The organism is Psychromonas arctica (genome assembly GCF_038155225.1).
Taxonomy (GTDB): domain Bacteria; phylum Pseudomonadota; class Gammaproteobacteria; order Enterobacterales; family Psychromonadaceae; genus Psychromonas; species Psychromonas arctica_B.
The window spans coordinates 1-508 of the sequence record NZ_JBAKBA010000108.1 but is presented as its reverse complement, the minus strand read 5'-3'; the positions used below and the strand labels follow the sequence as shown (position 1 = coordinate 508).

The following is a 508-nucleotide window of genomic DNA, read 5'->3' as shown; positions in this document are numbered from 1 at the left end:
ATTGAACCACTATTTACTCAAGTATTAATGATATGCGACCGTGAGGGATTGATCGGCCGAAACATGTTTGCCATCGATGGATGTAAAATAAGATCAAACGCTAGCAAAGAATGGAGCGGCACATTCAATGAACTCGAACGTAAACAAGCGAAACTACATAGAGCAAGTCAACGCATACTTGCACGCCATCAAGCACAAGATGGGTTGAGTGAAGATGAAATATCACATGATTTAAAACAGCAGGGCAAGCTTGATAAAAGTGCTAATAAAATTAAAGCATTTTTAGCAATGAATGAAGAAAAGTTAGGCAGTCGTAAGACGCCTGTGAAAAGTAATATCACCGACCCAGATAGTGCGAAAATGACCACCAGTAAAGGCACTATTCAAGGCTACAATGGCATTGCCATTAACGACGATAAACATCAAATCATCTTACAAGCGCAAACATGGGGTTCAGTTGGTGAACAACAAACCTTAAAACCTGCCATCGAACAGCTGCAAGCACAAC

General features: G+C 40.6%; 1 pseudogene. It reads left to right on the top strand.

The features are described 5' to 3' along the window. Positions 1-508 (top strand): annotated as a pseudogene (locus tag V6255_RS17995) (transposase); the annotation flags it as partial.